At 30.3% G+C, this 19468-nt stretch carries 18 protein-coding genes; 10 read left to right on the top strand and 8 right to left on the bottom strand.

From position 1 onward, the window contains the following. Positions 1-106: 106 nt before the first annotated feature. Positions 107-616, bottom strand: coding sequence for a phage tail protein (locus tag LQ679_RS10850; RefSeq protein WP_239762736.1), 510 nt, complete (start codon positions 614-616; stop codon positions 107-109). 496 nt (positions 617-1112) lie between these two features. Here LQ679_RS10850 and LQ679_RS10845 point away from each other — a divergent pair, with 496 nt between their 5' ends. The 5 genes from LQ679_RS10845 to LQ679_RS10830 all read left to right on the top strand — a co-directional run bounded on the left by LQ679_RS10845 (position 1113) and on the right by LQ679_RS10830 (position 7210). Next, positions 1113-1253, top strand: a complete 141-nt coding sequence (locus LQ679_RS10845; protein ID WP_204258822.1) for a hypothetical protein — start codon at positions 1113-1115, stop codon at positions 1251-1253. Positions 1254-1299: 46 nt separating this feature from the next. Next, positions 1300-1455, top strand: a complete 156-nt coding sequence (locus LQ679_RS10840) for a hypothetical protein (protein WP_204258823.1) — start codon at positions 1300-1302, stop codon at positions 1453-1455. Positions 1456-1479: 24 nt separating this feature from the next. Beyond that, entirely contained in the window at positions 1480-1614 is a 135-nt protein-coding gene (locus tag LQ679_RS14830; protein ID WP_275589928.1) for a hypothetical protein, read from the top strand. Between the two features lie 120 nt (positions 1615-1734). Next, positions 1735-3897 carry a peptidase domain-containing ABC transporter gene (locus tag LQ679_RS10835; protein ID WP_204258824.1) on the top strand — a complete coding sequence of 721 codons (2163 nt, stop codon included), beginning with the start codon at positions 1735-1737 and terminating at the stop codon, positions 3895-3897. Positions 3898-4195: 298 nt separating this feature from the next. Further along, the gene (locus tag LQ679_RS10830; protein ID WP_239762734.1) at positions 4196-7210 is read left to right on the top strand and encodes a YhgE/Pip domain-containing protein; all 3015 of its coding nucleotides are present in this window, start codon (positions 4196-4198) and stop codon (positions 7208-7210) included. 73 nt (positions 7211-7283) lie between these two features. Here the strand turns inward: LQ679_RS10830 and LQ679_RS10825 are convergent, their stop codons facing one another. Both LQ679_RS10825 and LQ679_RS10820 read right to left on the bottom strand, forming a co-directional pair. After that, the gene (locus tag LQ679_RS10825; protein ID WP_204253115.1) at positions 7284-7694 is read right to left on the bottom strand and encodes a carboxymuconolactone decarboxylase family protein; all 411 of its coding nucleotides are present in this window, start codon (positions 7692-7694) and stop codon (positions 7284-7286) included. A 131-nt stretch (positions 7695-7825) separates the two neighbouring features. After that, on the bottom strand, positions 7826-8707 hold the full coding sequence (locus LQ679_RS10820) for a LysR family transcriptional regulator (protein ID WP_126476739.1): 882 nt from the start codon (positions 8705-8707) through the stop codon (positions 7826-7828). Positions 8708-8823: 116 nt separating this feature from the next. On the opposite strand from LQ679_RS10820, the gene LQ679_RS10815 reads away from it, so the two are divergent. Then, positions 8824-9600, top strand: a complete 777-nt coding sequence (locus LQ679_RS10815; protein WP_204253114.1) for a 3-hydroxybutyrate dehydrogenase — start codon at positions 8824-8826, stop codon at positions 9598-9600. A 240-nt stretch (positions 9601-9840) separates the two neighbouring features. Beyond that, the gene (locus LQ679_RS10810) at positions 9841-11145 is read left to right on the top strand and encodes a TrkH family potassium uptake protein (RefSeq protein ID WP_239762732.1); all 1305 of its coding nucleotides are present in this window, start codon (positions 9841-9843) and stop codon (positions 11143-11145) included. Positions 11146-11423: 278 nt separating this feature from the next. On the opposite strand, the gene LQ679_RS10805 is transcribed toward LQ679_RS10810, so the two are convergent. Continuing rightward, on the bottom strand, positions 11424-12833 hold the full coding sequence (locus tag LQ679_RS10805) for an ATP-binding protein (RefSeq protein WP_159316398.1): 1410 nt from the start codon (positions 12831-12833) through the stop codon (positions 11424-11426). 380 nt (positions 12834-13213) lie between these two features. On the opposite strand from LQ679_RS10805, the gene LQ679_RS10800 reads away from it, so the two are divergent. Together LQ679_RS10800 and LQ679_RS10795 are read left to right on the top strand one after the other, a co-directional pair. Beyond that, the gene (locus LQ679_RS10800) at positions 13214-13657 is read left to right on the top strand and encodes an antibiotic biosynthesis monooxygenase family protein (RefSeq protein WP_058611754.1); all 444 of its coding nucleotides are present in this window, start codon (positions 13214-13216) and stop codon (positions 13655-13657) included. Positions 13658-13706: 49 nt separating this feature from the next. Further along, positions 13707-13865 (top strand): hypothetical protein, encoded by a 159-nt coding sequence (locus LQ679_RS10795; protein ID WP_158006040.1) that lies wholly within the window; start codon positions 13707-13709, stop codon positions 13863-13865. A 38-nt stretch (positions 13866-13903) separates the two neighbouring features. Here the strand turns inward: LQ679_RS10795 and LQ679_RS10790 are convergent, their stop codons facing one another. After that, positions 13904-15286 carry a cryptochrome/photolyase family protein gene (locus LQ679_RS10790; RefSeq protein WP_058611753.1) on the bottom strand — a complete coding sequence of 461 codons (1383 nt, stop codon included), beginning with the start codon at positions 15284-15286 and terminating at the stop codon, positions 13904-13906. 183 nt (positions 15287-15469) lie between these two features. On the opposite strand from LQ679_RS10790, the gene LQ679_RS10785 reads away from it, so the two are divergent. Then, on the top strand, positions 15470-15895 hold the full coding sequence (locus LQ679_RS10785) for a pyridoxamine 5'-phosphate oxidase family protein (protein WP_058611752.1): 426 nt from the start codon (positions 15470-15472) through the stop codon (positions 15893-15895). 50 nt (positions 15896-15945) lie between these two features. Here the strand turns inward: LQ679_RS10785 and LQ679_RS10780 are convergent, their stop codons facing one another. The 3 genes from LQ679_RS10780 to LQ679_RS10770 are packed head-to-tail and all read right to left on the bottom strand — an operon-like array spanning position 15946 to position 19429. Beyond that, positions 15946-17451 (bottom strand): phytoene desaturase family protein, encoded by a 1506-nt coding sequence (locus LQ679_RS10780; protein ID WP_058611751.1) that lies wholly within the window; start codon positions 17449-17451, stop codon positions 15946-15948. Continuing rightward, positions 17448-18329: a phytoene/squalene synthase family protein gene (locus tag LQ679_RS10775; RefSeq protein WP_058611750.1), complete on the bottom strand. Its 882-nt coding sequence runs from the start codon at positions 18327-18329 to the stop codon at positions 17448-17450. Before LQ679_RS10775 ends, LQ679_RS10780 begins: the two co-directional genes overlap by 4 nt. 56 nt (positions 18330-18385) lie before the next feature. Beyond that, positions 18386-19429 carry a glycosyltransferase family 2 protein gene (locus tag LQ679_RS10770; RefSeq protein ID WP_239762730.1) on the bottom strand — a complete coding sequence of 348 codons (1044 nt, stop codon included), beginning with the start codon at positions 19427-19429 and terminating at the stop codon, positions 18386-18388. Positions 19430-19468: the final 39 nt, after the last annotated feature.

The raw sequence follows: 19468 nt of genomic DNA, 5'->3' as shown, positions 1-19468 counted from the left end.
TTAGTTAAATACAATACATGGACATATAATGACCATTTAATAAATTTGATATATATTTTTTGATTGTCTATAAGAGTACAAAAAAGCGAAGCATATTTACGCTTCGCTAATCTAATATTTCATAAAAAACATCTATAAACTCTTTAAAATCCGATTTTATATTGCTAATCATATCTTTCGAGCTGCTTATAATATCTATTACATCGTTACTAATATAGAGTATATTTTGCTTATTATAGAATATGATATAAGGTTCAATCATACCTTTTTGGATGTATAAACAATAATTAATGATTTCATCATTCTTTAAGTTCTCTGTTGTTACTATTATATATTCTTCATTTGAAGTGTGTACTTCTTCTTTCCAGTTTGTAATTTTGAAGAAACGACCAAATCGTGTTTTTTCTCTAAATTTAACAGGATATTTATACTCTGATAAAAACGAACACTTTGTTTTAGTTTGATTGGTAAATAATTGATTAATAATATTGGAAAGTTGCTTCTTGTTTACGTGTTCTACATCAAAACGTACTCTATTTTCATTAGATGCTTGAAAAAAAGGCGTTTCACTTTCTAGATCAAAGTTTATGTTCATTTCTTCGAGGTTAATAATCATTTTTAATCTCCTATTCACTTTCTATTAATGCAACAATATAAAATATTATTCTTATTATCCAATATTTCACATATCGATTCAATTACTAATAAACATTCACTCCATCCTCTTTCAATGCAGACATGACATCTGCAGTCTTTGAAAGAGGGCTTTTTTGTCGATTTCCCGAGAAATAACACTTACTTTGAGTTTAAGAAATTTACATTGTCTCCACATTCTTAAAATTTGAGCTTTATTATTATTAAATATAAATTTTCAAGTTTGTTTTATTAATTACGATTAAATTAAGGATATTAGCAATTACACTTCATCTTATTAACTAGATAAATCACTAAAAACTTACTGATATGACAGTATTTTCTAAATTAATATTATATTAAACAAAATACAAATTATGGTTAATACTATATAAATAAATCATTGATACCATAATGTTGTAGTTGAAAGGAAACAAAACTACGTTACGTAAATAAAACACATTATTAGGAGGGCTAGTATGCAAAATTTAACACAGGCAGAAACTAAAGATGTGAATGGTGGTAATAAATTCACTGATGCGGCGAATGCTACAAAAGATTGGTTCAGCCGATTAGGTAAAGGCATGGACAAAGCACACGAAGATAATGGTTGGAGATAAAATTAAATATTCCAGAAGTACTAAAAAATATAAAGGTGGTAATAACATGGAAGAATTAACTTATGAAGAACTTATTAAAAATAACGGTGGTAATAATGAAACTGATCCAGATGGCTTTGCTGAACATGTTGGTTACGGGATTGGCAAAGCTTCTGATGGCGTTAAAAGTTTTGTTCGTGGCGTTTCCGACGCACTTAAATAATTTAAATTATAAAGGATGGTAATTATGAAACATTTAACTGAGAAAGATTTAAAATCTATCAATGCTGGTGATTTCTGGGAAGACCTAGGAAATATTACTGGTAATGCTATAAGTTTTCTACCTAAACCAGGTAAAAGTAAAAGCAAAGATGATAAATAAGATTAATATACTTAATTAATATAATTAGGGCTGGGACATAATTTTATATCCCAGCCCTCTTCTACATATTTCTATATCACTCTATTAATTTTTGAGACAAGCTAAGGAAGTGGTAATTCAATGAACATTAAATACATTAAGCAATATGACGAAAAAGATTGTGGGCCAACATGTCTAGCCATGATTTCACAATCGTTTGGCAAACGTGTATCAATACCACGTTTAAGAGAATATGCTAAGACTGATAAGCTTGGGACAAACTTGTATGGTTTGATTAAAGCTGGAGAACATATTGGCATAAAATTAACTGGTGTTAAAGCAGATTCTTTAAAAGAATTAAAAAAAGTAGAACTTCCAATTATTGCACATATTGTAAACAAACAAGGATATAATCATTTTGTTATTATTGAATCCCTTAAAAAAGATAAAATTCATATAGTAGATCCAGCTAAAGGTAAGTATAAATTAACCGAACAACAATTTAATGAAATATGGACAAATATTGCCGTATTAGTTAAAAAGACGAAATCATTTAATAGTAAAGATGAATCACCTTCTTATATGAATATATTTACCGATATATTTAAAAAGAATTATAAAACACTGATTACAATAGTTATAATTTCTGTCTTAATAAATATAACTGGAATCATTGGTGCTTTATATTTCAAAATATTAACCGATAACATCATTCCATCTAATGTCCTATCAAATTTACATACTATAAGCATAGGCGTACTCATACTTTATATAATCAATGCATTAGTAACCTATTTGCGATATCAAATGATTTTAAAACTTAGTTTAGAAATAGATATTGGTCTTATGAAAGACTACTTTAAACATGTATTACACTTACCAATGAATTTTTTTGATACACGTAAAAGCGGAGAAATATTACAACGTTTTATGGATACTTCAAAAATTCGTGAAGCACTGTCATCTTCAACCGTAACGCTACTTGTAGACACATTTATGATTATAGTTGGCTGTGTATTATTATATTTACAAAGTCCAACGTTGCTACTCATTACAGTCATTTTTATACCATTTTTTATTTTATGTAGTCTAATGATGAAACAACCATTCGAACACTATAATCAAAAAGTCGCAGAAAATGATGCAGAATTAAGTTCATATTTGATTGAATCTTTTGATGGTAGTAGCACAATAAAAAGTTACCAATCAGAGTCGGATCGTTTTGAACAAGGTTCGCAAAAGTTTAGTCAACTTATCAACAACTTAATACATTTAGGACAACTTTCAAATATACAACTAACAATTAATAATTTCCTTAAAATTACTATCAGTTTAGTAATCTTATGGATAGGCAGTTATTTTGTAATGAATGACCAGATGACTTTAGGAAGTTTATTAGCGTTTAATGCACTTACAATTTTTTATTTAGGTCCAATTGAACGTTTAATAAACATACAACCAACGTTACAATCATCATTTGTGGCTGCTAGACGCATCGCGGAAATCACAGATTTAGATACTGAAGATAAAATACATGATAATAACTATCCATTTATATTTAATAACGTTATAAACATGGATAATATAAAATTTCAATATGGATATAGAGATGTCATTTTAGACGGTATTAACTTAAAAATTAATAAAGGACAAAAAATCGCAATCGTTGGTGAAAGTGGAAGCGGAAAATCCACAATTGGAAAACTATTAAATCATTATTATGACGTAGCAGAGGGTGAAATATCTATTGACCAACGTCCAATTAACAAGATACAACTAGATGAACTAAGACATCACATTGGTTACGTTTCACAAGAAACTTTCTTATTTGCAGATACTATATTAAATAATTTACTACATGGCATGAACAAAGGAAAATCAAAAGAAGATATTATAAATGCATGTCAGTTAGCTGAAGCTTTTGATTTCATCCAAAAACAACCCGATCAATTCAATACTATGCTAGAAAAAGAAGGTTCAAACTTATCTGGCGGACAAGCACAACGTATTTCATTAGCACGAACATTTCTTAAGGACCCAGATATTTATATTTTTGATGAAGCAACAAGCGCTTTAGATAGTCGAACTGAATTCAAAATCATGCAACATATTGATAACTTAATTCAAAGCGGTAAAACAGCTATTGTCATTTCTCATAAACTAAGTACTATACAAAATGCTGATGTTATTTATACCTTAAAAAATGGAAAGATTGTAGAAAAAGGTACTCATAAAAATTTATTAAAAAATCGCAATGAATACTATAAACTATGGCAATTACAAACTAAAAATAAAGAAGTATAACACTCATTAAAACACGGCTTTCAGAATCGAATAATTATTATTCACTCCACCCTCTTTCAATGCAGACTTTACATCTGCAGTCTTTGAAAGAGGGCTTTTTTCTCGATATCCAGAAATAGAAATATTTTCTATTTTAATATACTGATATATCTATAAAACGCTATTTTAGTCATATATTAGCGTTTATAAATATACTGATATAACAAAAGGGGATTGAATTGATTTTGAACATGGGGTATGATAGCGGTATTGATATTTATAGTACATGTCATGTACTAATGGATAAGGAGTTATGATTTTGAAGAAACCATTTGAAATTTTTATTGAAGATATTAAAAATATCAGACGTGTGCCGTTTGTGATTATATTATTATTAGGTCTTTCGATTTTGCCATCATTCTATGCATGGTTTAATTTAAGTTCTACGTGGGATCCTTACAACAATACGCAAGGTATTAAAATTGCGATCGTGAATGAAGATAAGGGTGCTAAGGTTGAAGGCAAACATATTAATGTTGGTGACCAATTAGTTGAACAATTGAAGAAGAACGATAAGTTCGGATGGGAATTTGTGAATCGTAAGAAGGCTGACGATGGTGTTGAAAAAGGTGATTATTATGCCTCTATATATTTACATAAGACTTTTTCTGATGAAGTCACGAGTATCTATCATAAGAAACCAAAGAAAGCCGTTATTGATTACAAAGTAAACGAGAAATTAAATGCGATTGCACCTAAAATGACAAACGCTGGTGCATCATCCATTGTAGATTCTTTAAATAAAGAATTTGGCGAGAATGCAACAAAAGCATTATTAAAAGAAGCGAACCAAGTGGGTTTAGACCTTGAAAATGAATTACCTACTTTAAGCAAAATTAAAAACGCTGTATATACTGCTGAAGATAATCTTCCTAAAATAGAAGAATTCAAAGAGAAAGTGATAGAAATTGATGAACATCAAGATGACATCACAAAGTATAAAGATGAATTCGAAGCGCTAGGAAATTATAAAGGCGACATTAATGAAGGCGTTAAGAAGATTAATGAAGTAAACAGTAAAATGGGAGACATTAACCAAGCAGCTCAATTAATTACGAAATTGAATGCTAAAATGCCTGAAATTGAAAGTGCATTAGCAAAAGCGAATAAAGTACAACAACAATTTCCTAAAATCAATAAAGGCGTGCCTCAAGGTATTGAAGCAACTGAAAAAGCATTAGCAGCTATCAATAAAGCAGAACAATATTTACCTGAATTAAATCGTAAATTAGATCAGTATGAAGCAGATGCTAAAAAAGCTCAGAAAAAAACTGAAAAAGCGAACGAAAAGCTGAAATCAGAAGCTGAGAAAGACAAGAAGGAAAGTAAAGATAACAAAGCGAAACCTGAACAAAGTACAAAAGAACCTCAACAATCGTCAGAAGAAAACAAAGAAGATAATAAGGAACAAAATGCTGAAGAACAAGAAAGTGAAAAAGAAAAAGCTGATACTTCTAAAGAAGAAACAGAAGAAAAACCATCAACTGAAGAACAAGAGAAAGATAACGATATCGTAACAACGCAACAAGCTTATGATGAAGAAAATGATAATAACGAAAATAATGACCAAGCTTCTAAAAACGTATTAACTGATCAAGAATTAAATGAAATGAAATCTGCACTAAGTGAATCTTTAACAGCCCTCGCAGACTATAGTAATGAACAAGCTACTATGAACAAAAAAGATTTAGAAAGTATGCAGGCCATCAATCAAAGTATCTTAATGAGCCAAGACAGTAAACAACTTGCAGACACTGTGAAAAACAATCAATCACGATTACAACAAGGTGTCACTTTTAATAATTCTATGATTGATATTTTAAAGGAACTTCAGAAATCTGAAGGTATTGATACTTCATCAGCTATTTCACAATTTGAATCAGCTAACAAAGATTTACAAAGTGTTATAAATGGCCAAAGCAACCTGATTAATGCTTTAAATAATGGTAAATCTGGCAAAGAAGAAGTCTTAGCATTAGATAAATTAATCGATTCTAATCTCGTATCTTTAGACAATTTATTGAAATATACGAGCAGTGATTTTAAGACGACTTTAATGGAAGGCGTTAATCAAATCGATCAAGCGTTAACTAAAGGTATCGATGATATCGCGAAGATTAGAAGTTCCATGAACATGATAGATAATGTAATTCAAACTGGGAAAAGTTCCTTACAAAATGGACAAGACTTATTAGTCAGCATTAATAATGAATTACCAGAACTTGAAAGAAAGTTTAATAACATTAATGAAGTAGCTCAAACAAACTTCCCTAAATTTAAAGAGCAAGTTGGTAAAGGTGCTTATTACGTTGAAAATGAACTACCAAATGTTCAATCAGAAGTTAAAAAGCTCGCACAGTTCTCAAATAATGATTTACCAACAATGATTGATAAATACGACCGTGCTGTTCAATTAATAGATGACAACTTACCAGAAGCTCAAAAGGAAATTCATGACTTAGCAGAATTTGCGCGAAATGATTTACCAGGTATTGAAGAAGATATTAAGAAAGCAGCGAAGAAAGTTAGAGAAATAGATAAAGATGATACAGTTCATGAACTGATTAAATTATTGAAAAATGATTTAAAGAAACAAGCAGATATTATCGCACATCCAATAGAATTAAAAGAAGAATCGTTATTTAGTGTGCCAAACTACGGAACAGCAAGTACACCATTCTATACATCTTTAGCAATTTGGGTAGGTGCTTTACTATTATCTAACTTATTAACAACAGATATTAAAAATCCAGAAATTAAGCAGAAATATTCATTGAGAGAAACATTCGTTGGAAAGAGCTTTATATTCATTATTATAGGTGTCATACAGTCCATTATCGTGTCACTAGGAGATATGTTTATTTTAGGCGCAGCAATCGATAATAGATTATTATTTATACTATTAGCTGTACTCGTTTCAATCGTATTTATATGTATCGTCTATACATTAGTGTCCCTATTCGGTAACGTCGGTAAAGCATTAGCAATTGTCATTATGGTACTACAAATAGCAGGTGGAGGCGGAACATTCCCAATACAAGTCACACCAAAATTCTTCCAAGCTATACATCCGTACTTGCCATTTACTTATGCCGTAGATGCTTTGAGAGAAGCGGTCGGAGGCGTCGTACCAGAAATACTCATATACAATCTCATATGCCTCGTATTATTCGGCGTCGTCATATTCACAATAGGCTTTATCGTTAAACCAATACTCGACCCATGGAAAAAGAAAACAATCAAACGCGCCGAAGACAGTTACTTAATGGAATAATTAAATGATATAATAAAATAACCGCCCGATTCGTAGCAGTGAGCTACAGGATCGGGCGGTTTTTTGGGTTGTATTATTGTTCTACTTTAGACAAATCTACTTTTATCTCTCTTTCATCAAATACTTTTTGAGCTACTGTTAACGCATTTAATACACGTGGGAAACCAGTATAAGGTATTAAATGTGTAATTGTTTCTATGATTTCCTCAGGCGTCACACCAGAAGTTAATGCTGTATTGATGTGTAATTCTAATTGAGGTTCTGTTCCTTGTGTTACAAGTGAAGAAACTGTTACTAAAGCACGTTGTTGATTTGTTAAACCTTTACGTGAATAAATGTCTCCATAAGCAAATTCAATAATATATTTTGAAACGTCAGGTGCTATATCTTTAAGATTGTCAGCTATTTTTAAATGTGTTGAACCTGTCTCTGCAGTATATTCCATAAGTTTATCCATACCTTGTTGGTATTTAGTTTGATCCATAATCAATCGCTCCCTATTCGTAATTGCTAGCTTTAAAATTTTTCCTGTGAACAATTACTAATATAGTCCTGATACGATTATTTGTTAAATATATAAATATCATAATTTCTATAACTAAAAGTTATAACAAACTAAATGCCATTCTCTAATATATAATCAATTAGTGCTCGTGTTGCATGTGAACGATATCTATCTTTCTTAACGATAAGACCCACTTCCCAATAAATATACGGTTCTGTTATAGGTACTGCAGTGATTTTATCATAATCGATTTTACGCTTTAATGATTCTGGAAAGAACGTAACACCTAAATTATTTTCTACCATGTCTTTAATAAAATCCCATTGTGCACTTTGATACGCAATATTTGGCTTAAATCCAAATTTATCACACTCTTGAATAATACGATCATGCATCGTAAAATCTTCCGTAAATAAAATAGTCGGTTCATGCTTAATATCCGTTAAAGCAACTTCCGAACGTTGCGCTAAAGGATGCGACTTTTGTAGATATAACATCAATTTATCTTTAGTCAATTGATAGACGTCGAATTTTGTTTCATCTACTGGTAACATAACGATGCCACAATCTATCTCACCTTCATCTACTAACCGTATAACTTTATGAGTACCTTCTTCTATTAATTCTGTTGTTAAATGTGGATACGCCGAAGAGAAGCCTTTTATCATGCTAGGAAAGAACATGATGCCAATCAATGAAGGTAAGCCAATCTTTATATTCCCACTTTTTAATGAACTATTATCGTTCAAATTCGAAGTTAAAGAGTTTAATGTATCAAAGATTTTAAGTCCATGATTATAAACAATTTCACCTGAATCTGTAAGTTTAACTTGTCTGTCTGAACGGTCTAATAACTCGACATTCAATTCTGATTCAAATGCTTTGATTGTCTTACTAAGCGCTGGTTGAGAAACATGTAATTGTTGTGAAGCCTTAGTGAAACTACCCAGTTTGGCTACTGTCATAAAATAGTTAAATTGACGGATTTCCAAATTAATCCCCCTTTCTTTATAACTTTAAGTTATAGATTTCATTATTAATATTCATTTTACTTATCAATATTGTAGAAGTAAACTAAATATATAGAGAAAAATATGGAGGGATTTCGATGTTAAAAGATAAAGTTACGATTATTTCAGGTTCTGCTAGTGGTATTGGTTTAGAAATCGCTAAAGAATTTTTAAACCAAGGTGCAAAAGTAGTATTCACAGACATTAATAAAGCTAATTTAGACAACGTCGTGCGTGACTTTAAAGATAAAGGGTTTGACTGTATCGGTATTCCAGCAGATGTTTCGAATGAAGATAATGTCATAAACCTTGTCAATGAAACTGAAAAACATTACGGTCGTATAGATGTTTTAGTAAATAACGCAGGCTTACAACATGTCTCAAATATTGAGGATTTCCCAACAGCTAAATTCAAACAAATGATTGATATTATGTTAGTGGGTACATTCATCATGACGAAACATGTATTACCTATTATGAAAAAACAACAATTTGGTCGCATCTTAAATATGTCTTCTATTAATGGCGTTATCGGATTCTCAGGAAAATCTGCATATAACAGTGCCAAACATGGAATTATCGGTTTAACAAAAGTCACTGCATTAGAAACTGCAGAAGACGGTATCACGGTAAATGCCATATGCCCAGGTTACATTGATACACCACTTGTACGTGGTCAAATGGAAGACTTAGCCAAAACAAGAAACGTAAGTGTTGATCAAGTACTTGATGAAGTATTATTCCCAATGATTCCTCAAAAACGACTTGTCGACATACAAGACGTAGCAGACTATTCCGTATTCATTGCCAGTGACAAAGCCAAAAGCGTAACTGGTCAATCTATCTTAATAGACGGCGGATATACAGCACAATAATAAAAAACTCAGGCTAGGACATAATGTATGTCTTAATCTGAGTTTTTATTCTTTCATATGTTATAAAATAACTTAATTTCTTCAAAAGCTTTTAAAAATTCTTCCTCGCTATATTCATTTTCTCCTCTAGAGCACCACCTGATATGCTAGCTAATGTTTTCTATTTTATTTATAAATTTATTGCTATTTTTTATTAATAGGACTATTATCTTTATATCTTATAATGCAGGTGATAAAAAAATGAATACTATATTCAAAGTTACTATGATTTATCTGACACTATTTTTAACGACTACAATCATAGGTTCAATATTACTCTACTTGCCAGTTACTGGACGAAAACCTATTGATTTTGTTGATGCTTTTTTTATCGCTACAAGTGCATTTACAGTAACAGGGCTTTCAACTGTTGATATACCTAACCAGTTCAATGAATTAGGATATTTGGTAATACTTTTACTGATTCAAATTGGTGGGTTAGGAATTGTTACTTTAATGATTTTTATAATGATTTTCACTAGAAAAAACATTTCGTACAAAAATAGAGAACTATTAAAGTATACGTGGAGTCTTGATAATGATTCAGGATTACTAAATATAACTATACGTCTTGTATTATTCAGCTTTATTATCGAGATTTTGGGTGCTATTTTTTTATCCATGGTTTTCATTCCAGATCACGGTATTGTTAAAGGTGGGTTCATCAGTATATTTACTTCTATATCATCATTCAATAACGCCGGTTTTTCTTTATTTTCAGATAGTCTGATGAGTTACAGTGATAACTTAATTGTTAACGTCATTGTTCCATTGTTAATTGTAATTGGTGGTATAGGTTATATTGTTATATTAGATTTGTGGAAAGCTAATCGCTTGAGTAAATTAAGTCTACATTCAAAAATCGTATTAACTACTACAGCCATATTAATCGCGATTGGATCACTTTCATTCTGGTTATTAGAAGCAAATAACGTATTAAAAAACGATAATTGGATTGTTCAAATGTTTAAATCCGTTTTCCAATCAATATCAACTAGAACTGCTGGATTCAATACCGTTGACATAGGTCAATTACACGACTCTACTCTATTTATATTTGATTTATTAATGTTTATTGGTGCCGCACCTATGAGTACAGGTGGTGGTATAAAAGTTACGACCTTTGCTATCATTATCGTATATTTATATTCTTTATTAAAAGGTCAGACACATCCACATATATTTAAGAAGAGTATTATGACGGAACAAATAAATAAAGCAATAACTGTATGTTTTTTATCAAGTTCTTTAATTTTTATCTCAACATTGAGTATTTTAATTCAAAATCCAAAGCTTGATACAACAAAGGTATTATTTGAAACGATTTCAGCTTTTGCGACGGTTGGACTTTCAACTGGCATAACCGCTGATTTAAATTCAATGTCTAAAATTATACTCATTTTGCTAATGATAGTTGGTAAAATAGGCGTACTCATTATCATTTCGATATTTGTACACCCTAAAAAAGAGTTGTATTTCTACTCAACAGAAAAGATTCATTTATAATTCTATAAAATAATCGCCCGATCTGTAGTAGTGAGCTGCAGGATCGGGCGGTTTTTGGGTTGTATGTAAATAGAATGAGAAGTTTAATACAAAATGCAAAAAGAAACCAATTAAATAATAACTACTTATTACTCCTCGTTACTCTTCGTTACTCCTCGTTACTCTTCGTTACTCCTCGTTACTCTTCGTTACTCCTCGTTACTCTTCGTTACTCCTCGTTACTCTTCGTTACTCCTCGTTACTCCTCGTTACTCCTCGTTACTCCTCGTTACTCCTCGTTACTCTTTTAACGAATAATATTGAGTTGGATCTTGTTTACTACTTCCATTCCAAATTAATAAACCTTGACTAACTAGTCCAGTCAAAATTTTTCTAGAATATGCATCCTTTTTTCCCAGTACACTATTTGCTTTCTTTATATTAATCTTGTTAGACGGATATAAAAATTGAATGATTTTAATTTGATCTTCAGTCAAGTTATCCATCACTTCTTCAGTGATATGATTACTAATTTTATCATTTTTTCTAGTTCGTCTAGTACCTATATTATTTTCTAGTTTAAGCTTCACTGACTTATTAGCAGGCTCTGAATATTCTGGTTCTTTTAAGAAATAATCATTCATTTCATCATATATTCTCTTAACACCTTCGTTTAATTCTTTAACATAACCAAAATCAGCCATCAAGCGAGCAATCCTAGGATTTCTAGAAAAACGAGTATATTTTAAATTCTCAAGATTAACCATACTTGGCAATTTACCTGGACTTAATATCTCTAAACGATCATCAAACATCAAAATTTTCACACAGTCCCCTGTTAATGAATAGTCTCTATGTACTACTGCATTGACTATCCCTTCAAGCCAAGCAAATTCTGGATACTCAGGAACTGATATAAATTTTCCACTTTTGTCTAAACTGTTAAAATCCCTCAATTGGCTTTGAACTAAATTTCTTACTTCATCTATCAAAATTGGTAAAGGATACTCGAAAGTTTGGTCTTTAACAATATTCAACCTTGAACCTGTTTCTTGTGTAGTACCTTCATACCTAATGAAACGAACTCTAGAATTAGGTATGTACTTTTCTGGATTTTTTGCAAACATTAATATTGCAGAATTAGTATAACCTTTTTTACTTGATCCTGTTCTAATACTTAAAATGTCTTCATTAGAAATATCTGATTTCATTACTTCTCTGTATTTATCAAATAAATCAGTATTCAAGTCCTCTATATCGAACCTTTGATTAATTTCATCTTCATACGATCTTTGACCTTTATCGTATTGTAAAGCAAGAACTCTATCATGTTTAAGTTTATCAGTTTTATCTGATTGTCTTAAATACACATCTCCACTGTCTCTAATTGATACTACAGAATCGGTTTTAGGTTGTACATCAATTTCTATTATATAATCTTCTTCAATAGCTATTTCATTAACTTCAAAATCAATTGCTGGATTCATACTATTATTAATAATTCGTTTGATTTCTTCGGCACTTCTACCCTCATATGATTTGCATCCAGTAATTTTACCATTATCACTAATTCCTAGTACTAATTTTCCACCCTCAGCATTAGCAAACCCATTAACATGCCATAAAATTTTTTTATCATCAATACGTGCTTCCTTTCTATCAAAATGTGTATTTTCTTTTTCAGTTCTATATGTTTCCACTTTATCCATCAAATCACTCCTTAATTATACGAACGGTTTTAGTCTCATAATAATAGTAGTTTTTATAATTAATTATTTTATCATATTCTTTCCAAAAAATATGATTGCTTTTAATAATGTTTAATCAAAAGCTTAAAGTTTATTGACTCATAACATCCATAATATTACCTAATAATTTATGAAATTCCCCCACCTACTTATGATAACTTTCCCCTAATTAGTGATTCTGCTAAGATAAAGTTCAATTTAAATTTTAAATAAATAGACCTCATCATATTTTTAGTAAAATAAAAATTTTTTTAAACTGCTAATACTATCTATTATAATGGTTTGGTTTTATAAACAATGTTACAATAAGTATATTATTAGATGGAATAGAGAGGTTAATAATGGTTATTTTTAATTCGAATCAATCTTATGTGATCCATGAAAAAAACAATTCAATACAAATTATCAAAAATAATTGTCAAAAATCATATAGTATTTTAGAGAAAGATGGTAATTTAAACAATAATTATTTCTGTGTTATGAACCATTTATATGTAAATAGCAATAGACAAAATGATTTTAAAGATAAATTTTTAAATAGATTCAAAAGACTAAATACCGTAACAGGTTATAAAGCTTTAAGGTTTTTAGAACCACACAATGAAAATGAGCACTATATAATATTAACTTTATGGTTAGATAGGCAAGATTTTTATAACTGGCAACTTTCTAATCAATACAAAGCAACCCATTTAAACAGAGGCACAAATAAAGGGGTTGACCAACATATAGTAAATAGAAATTTATCTTATAATATACGTTTTGAATTAGCTAATAATTCATGAAATATTTGTTACAAATATATAGGATAGATAAATTATAGGAGTTGATTTTGTGAATATTAATAAGCATTTAAAAGAAACTGGATGGACTGAAGAAGAGATTCACAAAAGATTAGATTCAATTTCTGAAGATATTGAAGATATTGAAAACATTGAAAGTAATGAAGAATTTAAACTATCAAATGAAAATGATTTAAAAATTAAAAAATAAAAACACTCCTATCTTTTATTTATGGAGTGTTTTTTAAATTAATATTTATTTATAGATTTAAATTTTTCTAAAACATATTTTCTGCTTTCATTATGATTTACGATTGAATTAGGATAGTCTTTATCAAATTCAATATTATATTTTTCATAAAGCTCACTCCGATATAGAGTAGGATTATGTATAAAATGTGTCGGTACTTCTTTAAATAATTCAATTTCAGATTTAATAAAATAACCATTAGAATCAAATTTTTCACTTTGTCGGATAGGATTAAACATTCTAAAATAAGGCACTGCATCTGTCCCAGTTGATGCCGACCATTGCCAACCATGTACATTAGATGCATTATCATAATCTATCAAATACTTTCTAAAATAGTCCTCCCCCCAAGTCCAATCGATAAATAAATTTTTAGTCAAAAATTGTGATACGATCATTCTTAAACGATTGTGCATATATCCTGTACGATTTAATTTTATCATTGCAGCATCAACGATTGGGTAGCCAGTTTGACCTTTTTTCCATACTTCAAAATGTGTTTTATTATATGACCATTGCATGTTGCGATATTTTTCATAAAAAGATTTAGTTGCCGTTTCTGGATATTGTGTCATTAATACATAATAAAATTCACGGAATATAACCTCTCTTATAAAAGCTTCATAATTTGTTTCATCACTATCGTAACCTTCAAGTAAATCATTTATAATTTCACGAATATCGAGTAGACCATATGCTAAATATTTACCAAAACCACTCACAAAATCCTGCGATACATCGTCAATCAATTTATCATAATGAGCTATGTTACCATTTAAAAATTCACCCCATGCTTTGCGCGCTAACTGTTCTAAATCTTTATTATTTTTAAAATTTAAGTCAATTTGATTCGAACCCTTTTCAGTAATTTGGCTCAAATGCTTAAATTGATAATTTTTTTTAGGTGTATTTACTAAATCTTTACGATTTGCTTTATAAAAACTAGTAAATACTTTATAAGGCTGTTGCTGTTTATTAAAAGTCTTTGTTGGCTCAAAATAATGATTCACGCGCTGTCCAATTACTGTAACTTGGTGATTTTCAAAAGCCTTTTTTACATGAGGATAGTCATATATTTCTTTGTGATAACTCATAATATCTTTTGCTACTAATACGTGAGATAACGCCAATGTTTCGGCTAATTCACCTAGCTTTTCATATGTGACAATATGAGGTTGTATATCATGCTTATCTAAAGCATTTACAAATCCTTTTACAACTTTATGGTAATAGTCACGTTTTACTTCTGATGCGTCAGTTAAATCTTCTAAAGGTAAGATAAAATACAATTTATTTATCTCATTTTGATGCTTCACTATATATTGAAAAAGTGGATTATCTTTCATTCTAAAAACTCTGTTAAGTATGACTCCTAAATGCATTTTATTGCCTCCCAACTTGTTTTATACAAATTCACTTTATAATTGTCCTTTAACTTAAGATTGTGTTTTCAATCATATACCCGTTTTAACTGTTGTATAATTCACTAAAAAATAAAATAAATTTTTATACCTTACATATTATAGGCAACTTCAGGGTATATTATTATCAGAGGTGATCAAATTATGAATAACGAACAATTACAAAATGAAATTGAAAATATATTAAATACATCAAAAATAGGTGTCCTATCTACTGCACATAACAATACACCTAATAGTAGATACATGGTATTTTATAATTATGGACACACACTTTATACTAAGACAAGTATTGAGTCTAAAAAAATTGCTGAATTTAAAGATAATCCCAAAGCTCATGTACTTATAGGTTACGATGAAACGAATAATCGTAGTTTTCTAGAAATTGATGCGACTGTTGAAATACTGAAAGATCAAGAGACTATTGATTGGATTTGGAACAAACAAGATAAGTCCTTTTTTGACTCTAAGGGTGATCCAAACTTGTGTGTAATTAGAGTAATACCAAAATCCATAAAAATTATGAACGATAAAAAATTAGACACACCACAAACCATTACGTTCGATTAGTTAAAAAGGCGCTTAAAATCACATTATTAAAAAGTGATTTTAAGCGTTTTTTATATACCATTATTAATATCTTCTAACATAGCATCAACTGTAATTTTAGCACTCGTCAGTACAATTGGCACTCCTGCCCCTGGATGAACACTAGCTCCAGCAAAGTACAAATTTTTGTAATCTCTGCTCACATTAGGCGGTCTGTAATAGTTACTTTGTGCTAAAGTAGGCATTAAACCAAAGGCCGCTCCAAATTTAGCATTATAATCTCCTTCAAAATCTTTAGGAGTATAAATAATTTCTGTCACAACTTGCTTTTTCAAGTCTTCTAACGCTTTAATCGTAGAAAGCTTACTGTAAATAATATCTTTCACTTGTGTGATTGTTGATTCATCAGACCAATCCGTATCGCCTGTTTTCAATTCTGAAACGGGCATAAGCACATAAATACCTGTCTGTCCTTCTGGTGCTAACGACTTATCTTCCACACTAGGAGCATATACATATATTGAAGGATCTTGGGATATTTCCCCTGAAAATATTTCATTGATATTGTTATCAAAATCTTTTGAAAATATAACATTATGTAACAAGATATCTTTTGACAAATCTTTATCGACCCCTATATACATTAGAAAGGCTGAGCAAGAATAATCCATATTATCAATTTTCTGTGTCGTATACTTCTTAGGATGATGCTCATTTTTAATTAAAGATGAGGTAGCATATGGAAAATCAGCAGTACAAATTATTTTGTCATACTTTTCTATACGTCCATTTACTTTTAGACCTTCCGCACGCTTATACTTACTATCAATGATTATTTCTTCAACATTTGCGTTTGTATAAATTTGAGTACCTAATTCTTCATTTAGCGTTTGAAGCGCTCTGACAAAGCTATACATACCACCTTTTATAAAGTGAACACCAAACATTAACTCTATCATGGGTATAATTGAATACAATGACGGACTTCGTTTAGGATCGATACCTATATATAATGTTTGAAACGCTAAAATCTTTTGGATTTTTTCATTATCAACATATTTTTCAATTAAATTATCTGCTTTATCAAATGTTTTGAGTTTCATACCTTGATATATAGTAAAAGGATTATAAAAATCCGTAGGTTTCCTAAACGTACGTTCTAGAAAATATTTTCGTGCTATTTCGTATCTTTCGTATATATCTGTTAAAAAAGACATAAAACCATGTGTAGAATTAGGTTCAATACCTTCAAGCATATCTCTTAATTGAGCAAGATCTGTAGGAACGCGAATTTGATCTGTTTCACTAAAATAAACATCATATATATGTGATAATTGTTTAATTTCCAAGTAATCATTCATATTTTTTTGAGCGTAATTAAAAACGTCTCGATAAATCTCAGGCATCATAACGATGGTCGGTCCCATATCAAATGTAAAGCCATCTTGCTTGATTTGATTCATCCTGCCACCTATTTGTTGGTTCTTTTCATATAAATCTACTTGGTGACCGTTTGCAGCTAATCTTGAAGCTGCAGCTAAACCTGAAACACCGCCACCTATAACTGCAATCTTCATAATGTTTCACTCCTATTATATTTCGCACTAAGTTCACGATAAATTTTCATTTTTTTCAATTTGCTTACATATACTTTCTTATGCAACGTATAGTTTGCCTTCCTTACTTCCACAAGTATTTCATGATAAGCTATCGCAGCTAATTCGATAATGTAACGTACCTCTTCGTCAAAATAATTAATACCGTTTAATGCAATATCATATAACCTAACTGCCTCTGTAGCGTATCTTTCCCACAGTTCTATATAATTTCGCGTAACTCCTTCATAATATATAGAATGTAGATTAACTCGATATTGAGCTAATTTTTCTACACTTAGATAAATTCTTCCATTTTGAAAATCTTCGCCGACATCTCTTAAAATATTAGTTATTTGCATTGCCTTGCCTAAAGCAATCGCAGCTTCTTCAGCTTGCTCGAAATTATTTTCATTTGATGAATTTAATATAGGAATTAACAATTCACCGACAGTACCTGCCACACCATAGCAATAGTCATATAAATCTGAATCAGTTTTCATTTCTTTTAAAACTAAATCTTCCTTCACATATTGAATTAAAGATTCAAAAGGTTTTTTAGGTATTGAATATGTATTCAATGTATTACTTAAAGCATTCATAATAGCTGCATCACTTTGATACGCTTGAATATGATCACAATCGCTATAAATCACATCTAAATCTCTAGATATGCCGTCTAATTGCTCAAGGTCTTTGTATTTATCAATACTGTCATCTATAATTCTGCAAACTGCATAAATAGCCCAAATTGCTTTTTTCCTTTTTAAATCCAAAAAATCAAAGGCATATGAGAACGTTTTTGAATGTTCTTTCATTATATTGTGACAATGGTTATAATCTCTCTCTAATTGATTCATTTTATTGGCCTCCTCAGTAAGCATAGAACTTCTTGACATTTGTATAAAAAACTAAGCTATAAATCTATTCTACGGCCTTTCCAATATATACGTTTGAATACATTGATATCTAACCATGATTTAAAAAATATCACGACAAAGCATATGAAGAGCAGTGGAGGACATAAACTCGCAACGATATTAAAATTTCCTGTTCTTCGAATAAATATATGAAATTGTATCGCATATATAAAATATAGAGTAATAGCTAATAATATATATAACGAGCCTAAATTAATTGAAAAAATTATCGCTAAAACTGTTGTAAGTGAACCAAATAGCCATAAAAATACAAACGTAAGCGTAGACTTTTTAGTTACTTGAGAGCCAAGTGCAAAGTGTTTACTCCAACCCTCTAATAGCGCTTTATATCCTTGAGAATACATTCTAAAATTCACTACACCTTGGCCTTCATGCAAACTAACTGGCAAACCTTGCTGATTATATGCTTTACTTATTGCAAAACCTTCAATGATTTGATTTTTAGCTTTCAAATGTCCTTGTGTCAATTTATAATCTTGCTTATTTGTCACAAGGACTGGTCCAAACGCGCCTTGCTCATTATTTGCTGATTTCGTGATTGAAAATTGATTCATACCTACGATTGTCATTAAATTAAAAATCGCCGATATATTTTCGTATAGCTTTTTTATCTTGTGATAAGGTTGTATTGATAACAAACCTTTACCACCTTGTAAATCATATTGATTGGCTATATTTTGAATACTATCATCACAAGCAAACTGAACATCAGCATCAACAAACATCAATAAATCATGCGTTGCATATTTGCTACCTTGCCAACAAGCATGTGACTTACCTTGCCATGTAGTATCATTTTCAACAGTATATACGCTCGCACCGTAATATCTAGCAACAACTTGTGTCTCATCAGTTGAACCATCATCCATAACAATTACTTCTATTTCTTGCTCTTTACTTATACTGTTAATTAATTTAGGTAAGTTCTCCGCTTCATTTCTAGCAGGTACAATAACACTAACGGCTGTCTGACCTCTTTCTTTTCCTGAGTTATTTATAATCGCTCGACGCGCATACATACACATTCCACTTATTAGTGATAGCATCGTCAATACTAT

Source organism: Mammaliicoccus sp. I-M35, assembly GCF_022386455.1.
Lineage (GTDB): Bacteria > Bacillota > Bacilli > Staphylococcales > Staphylococcaceae > Mammaliicoccus > Mammaliicoccus sciuri_A.
Note: the sequence above shows the minus strand (reverse complement) of the source record. Positions and strands in the feature narration are given on the sequence as shown.